Below are 4,486 nucleotides of genomic sequence, written 5' to 3'. Positions count from 1 at the left end.
CGTGTCGGGTCCAAGTTGAACGCGGCATTTGATGCGCGTTTGCGGGAACTTTTTGAGCACGATCTACATCTTCGACGCCGTGAACGTCGCACAGCTAAGAAACTCTATGAGGTGCTTGTTGCGGAAGGCTACACCGGCTCCTATTCACCAGTTCAGCGCTTGGTAAGTGAGCTCAAGAAGTCATCTGGAACCGACGGAACTGATGCATTCATCCCGCTCTATTTCGCGCCGGGGGATGCGCTTCAGTTCGACTGGAGCGAAGAATATGTCCTCTTAGACGGTGTCCAACACAAGGTTCACGTCGCCCATTTCCGCTTGTGCCACAGCCGCAAACCCTTTGTTGTGGCCTACATGAACGAGAAGCAGGAGATGGTGCTGGATGCCTTTGCACGGGCGCTGTCTTTCTTCGGCGGCGTTCCGCGCCGGGTGATCATCGACAACCCCAAAACCATGGTGACTTTTGTCTCGCGATCGAAAGATTGGGTCTTTCACCCACGCTTTCTGGCCTTGATGAACCATTACGTCACACAGACGAGCTTGCTATATGGGGGCCGCTCGCCTGTGGGCTTTGCTCCCCTTCAGATGGGTCAGCTTTAAATGATCACACTGGGTCAGTTTTGAATGCAGATTGACAGCCATCCTCATAGCCCGCAGCAATCATCATCATTCGGAACTTGAGGATATCTTCAAAGCTGTGCCTGACCTTCCCCTGATGACGCGTATCCGTGAGGCAGGATGCCAGAAGACCTGCAAGATCATGGCGTCGCTCAACCTCGCGCAGCAGTGTCAGACCTGCATCCGAACTCATATCCACCCCGTCAAAATTAAGCAGAATTGGCTTACCGTTGAGGGGTGACAAAACTGGTGCGATGGGGGTAGACTGCTTCATGGTGAGGGGTGGCTCCTGAAATCTGCGTTTCTTGGCTTAAGCACCACAAAAATACAGCATTTCAAAAGGTTATGCTACCCGCACCAACCCTTCGTGCATAATTCGGGTTAGGTCACGTTCCATATCGGCCCGTGGACACGACACAGTTCAAACATCATCTTGGCACGCTTTCTGCAGATGAAATCTTGAGAAAGCTGAGGAGATGATATGATAGTGCATGTGCCTGACCAAATGGCCAGTGCCGCGCGCGTCACGCCATCCACGACGGTTCAACGTATCATCACCGTGTTAACAGTGGGGTTTGTGATTGGCGCGGTCACTGCCGTTGCCGCCATTGCCTTTGTCGAAGCAGTTCTGTGGCTCAACGATCTGCTGCTAGTCAGTGCATACGCCAAGGTGCAATCGGGGCTCTCACCCCTGGCACTACTGGTGATCACGCTGGCGGTGCCCATAGCAGGTGGAGCGGTGGTCAGCTTCATCGTGTTCCGGCTTGCGCCCATCCACAGGCCCGCAGGCCCCGCCGATGCCATCCTTGCCGTGCAGCTTCAGAAACCAATGCCCGATACCCGATCTGGCCTGATCGTTACGCTGGGCGCGTTGGGGTCTCTCGGTGTGGGGGCCTCGGTCGGGCAATATGGACCGATGGTCTTTCTGGGCGCGGTGATCGGAGGGATGGTCGAGAAGTTGCGCTTGGCGGTGCCCAACGTCAACGCCATCGCCATTGCCTGCGGGGTGGCCGCGTCCATTTCGGCAGCATTCAACGCCCCCATCGCCGGGCTTGTCTTTGCCCATGAGGCGATCTTGCGCCACTACTCGATGCAGTCGTTTGCGCCGGTCACGATTGCGTCGACGGTGGGCTATGTTGTCGCCAACGTTCTGTTCGAGCGGGCACCTGTATTCGTGGTGCAGACCGGTGTCAGCCTGAAAGCCCCCGAGTTCGCAGTTTTCGCCCTTATGGGCCTGCTTTGCGGCGCGGTTTCGATCCTGTATATGCGCACGCTGCTGGCTGGGGCACGGATCGGCGGACGTATCAAGCTGGTGCCCGAGGCGCGCGGCGCCGTCGCCGGCCTTGTGGTCGGCCTGTGCGCATTGTGGCTGCCTGAGATTACCGGGCTCGGACAATACACGCTGCGCTTTGCCACCATCGAGGGCGCCTTTGCAGCATCCGAGATGGCGATGATCCTCGTGGGCAAGATCGTGCTTACCGCGGTCTGCATTGGCATGGGCTTTGTCGGGGGGGTGTTCAGCCCGGCGCTGATCATCGGCGCGATGCTGGGAGGGCTGGTCTGGACGGGGCTGACCGCATTGGGCATTGAAGGGCTCGCCGCTTTTACAGTCTATGTTATCAGCGCGATGATGGCCGTAACGAGCCCGGTGATAGGCGCGCCGCTCACCGCAATTCTGATCGTCTTTGAACTCACCCGTAGCTACGAGCTGTCCATCGCCTCGATGGTGGTGGTTGTATTCTCCAATGTCGTGGCCTTCCGCTTTTTCGGGCGCTCGCTCTTTGACATACAACTTCTACTGCGTGGCTGTGACCTGTCGCAGGGACGAGCCGAGGCGCAATTGTCCGGGCTGCCGGTGCGTGACTATGCCGCCAAGCAGGCGCCGATCTTCGAGGTTGGATCAGGCCAGGCAGCGGTGCGCGCCGAACTTGACGCCCATGGCTGGAGCGAAGGCTACGCAGTGGACGCCGAAGGATTGTTTCAGGGCTATCTTCGCATCATCGACCTTGATGCAAGCTCGTCCGCGCCCGTGGCCGAGATCCTTCGCCCGGCGCAGCTTGTGTTCGATGCCGACACGAGCGTCCGCGATGCCATGCGTCTGCTCGAAGATTTCGTGGGCGATGCGATCCCGATTGTTGACCACGACAGCCAGCGGCTGGTGGGGGTGGTCACCGAAGCGGCGATCGTGCGTGCCTATCTCGATATTGTGGCCAAACTCAGAAGCGAAGAGAATGCCGGTCTTTGAACTAAACCGTGCCGCGGGACGCGCCCTACACAAGGCGATGGCAGTGTGTGGTCTGATAGGGTCGCTATGCGGATCGGCCCTGGCCCAGACGCCCATTTTATTGGCCGCCCCTGACAACAATCCTGCACGGAACGAGCGGCTTTCGCATCTTTTCCAGCATGAGGTGCGTGTTGTCGTCGACCCCGCTAGCGCGAGCGGGCCCGGTATGGGTGCCCTGAGCGGGGCACGTGTCGCGATTGCCCGCGCCACCTTGGCTGGATGGGATATCATCGCCCTTGACGAGACTTCGGAAATTGCGGCCTGCGGTGCCGGTGCGCTAAAGAAAGTGTCCACAGGCGGGAACGCCGCGTCGGCCCTCTACGAAATCTTTGCTTGGCGGCCGGCCCACGGAAGAGGCCAAAGCGCCTGCGCGCTGATGTATGAGCCCCGTTTCGAGGCACTTGCGTACCGTCTTGATGCTTTTCCGCTTTCGCCTCCCGAAACTGGGCTTGCGGTGTTTGATACCGCGTCGTTTCCCGGCCGCCGCGCGGTGAAATGGCCGCCTCATGCCCTGCTAGAATGGGCAATCCTGGGACGCGGCGTACCCGAAATGCAGATCTATGACATCCTGAGTTCAAAGCGCGGGATGCAGCTGGCGCGCGAGGCGCTTGTCGAGATCGCCCCCAACATCGTCTGGGTTGAAAACGACGCCGAGGCTGCACGGCTTCTGGCCGCGGGCGAGGTTTCGATGGCCGTGGCGACCACAGCTGAGCTTGCATCGGTTGCTGGTAATGCCGCGGTGGTGTTGCAGGCTGGACAGATCGGGCTGCGCCTCTCATGGGTTGAGGTGCCGGACGGGCGTGTAATGTCAGATATGCCGCGCCCCGTCGGCGCCCTTGTTACGGTGCTTGCCGACGATGCGGGCGCACATGTTCCGGCGCTTTGGCGCGATGCGTCTTGGTACGCTCGCGCCCGGGCTCATGTGGGTATAGGTCTTGCCGGGCTGGGTCCTCAGAAAAGCGCGAAAGTTGGTGATACTCTGAGCGTCAGGCCGTAGTTACTGAGCGCCTGATGAAGCAAATCGGCATCCGTGGCGCTGTGCGCGGCAAGGTGGTCAAAACAACGGTTCCGGACACGTCAGCACCCTGTCCGCGCGACAAGGTGAACCGTGTGTTCCGGGCGCCTGCGCCGAACCTGCTGTGGGTCAGCGATTTTACCTACGTGTCCACATGGTAGGGCTTTGTCTATGTGGCCTGCGGGTTTGGTGTCAATCTGCATTCAAAACTGACCCAGTGTGATCATTTAAAGCTGACCCATCTGAAGGGGAGCAAAGCCCACAGGCGAGCGGCCCCCATATAGCAAGCTCGTCTGTGGGCTTTGCTTTCTCTGGTTCAGGATTTTGTTCGGGATTTGCTTTGGGCGAAACGGTAAGATGTGTTGCCGGTCTCGATGATGCTGCAGTCGTGGGTGACCCGATCCAGCAGCGCGGTGGTCATCTTGGCGTCGCCGAACACCGACACCCATTCGCCGAACTCGAGGTTGGTGGTGATGATGACGCTGGTTGTCTCATACAGTTTGCTGATCAGGTGAAAGAGCAAGGCTATTTCGCGGTTTGTGTGGGTGGTTTGGTTTCCGGTCATTTGCTTG

At 58.9% G+C, this 4,486-nt stretch carries 4 protein-coding genes and 2 pseudogenes; 4 read left to right on the top strand and 2 right to left on the bottom strand.

Annotated features, from left to right (window positions below; all coding sequences use genetic code 11):
- Nucleotides 1-597 (top strand): IS21 family transposase (gene istA, locus ACFTOW_RS01990; protein ID WP_379912548.1); only part of this gene is annotated, 597 nt, incomplete at its 5' end.
- A 10-nt stretch (nucleotides 598-607) separates the two neighbouring features.
- Here istA and ACFTOW_RS01985 read toward each other — a convergent pair.
- Nucleotides 608-889 (bottom strand): annotated as a pseudogene (locus ACFTOW_RS01985) (transposase); the annotation flags it as partial.
- A 231-nt stretch (nucleotides 890-1,120) separates the two neighbouring features.
- Here ACFTOW_RS01985 and ACFTOW_RS01980 point away from each other — a divergent pair.
- The 3 genes and pseudogenes from ACFTOW_RS01980 to ACFTOW_RS01970 all read left to right on the top strand — a co-directional run.
- Nucleotides 1,121-2,860, top strand: coding sequence for a chloride channel protein (locus tag ACFTOW_RS01980; RefSeq protein WP_379912546.1), 1,740 nt, complete (start codon nucleotides 1,121-1,123; stop codon nucleotides 2,858-2,860).
- 205 nt (nucleotides 2,861-3,065) lie between these two features.
- The gene (locus tag ACFTOW_RS01975; protein ID WP_379912544.1) at nucleotides 3,066-3,896 is read left to right on the top strand and encodes an extracellular solute-binding protein; all 831 of its coding nucleotides are present in this window, start codon (nucleotides 3,066-3,068) and stop codon (nucleotides 3,894-3,896) included.
- A gap of 5 nt (nucleotides 3,897-3,901) precedes the next feature.
- Nucleotides 3,902-4,072, top strand: a pseudogene (locus ACFTOW_RS01970) (IS3 family transposase); the annotation flags it as partial.
- Between the two features lie 158 nt (nucleotides 4,073-4,230).
- Here the strand turns inward: ACFTOW_RS01970 and ACFTOW_RS01965 are convergent.
- A partial coding sequence (locus tag ACFTOW_RS01965) for an ATP-binding protein (protein WP_379912542.1) occupies nucleotides 4,231-4,486 on the bottom strand: 256 nt, incomplete at its 5' end.

This window comes from Lacimonas salitolerans (assembly GCF_042677865.1).
Classification (GTDB): Bacteria; Pseudomonadota; Alphaproteobacteria; order Rhodobacterales; family Rhodobacteraceae; genus Lutimaribacter; species Lutimaribacter salitolerans.
The sequence above is the reverse complement of the archived record's forward strand: the minus strand, read 5'-3'. Positions and strand labels throughout refer to the sequence as shown.

Bases quoted from the DNA above. Each gene is read 5' to 3' on its own strand.
- ACFTOW_RS01980 (WP_379912546.1), top strand. From the start codon at position 1,121: ATGGCCAGTGCCGCGCGCGTCACGCCATCCACGACGGTTCAACGTATC.
- ACFTOW_RS01975 (WP_379912544.1), top strand. From the start codon at position 3,066: ATGGGTGCCCTGAGCGGGGCACGTGTCGCGATTGCCCGCGCCACCTTG.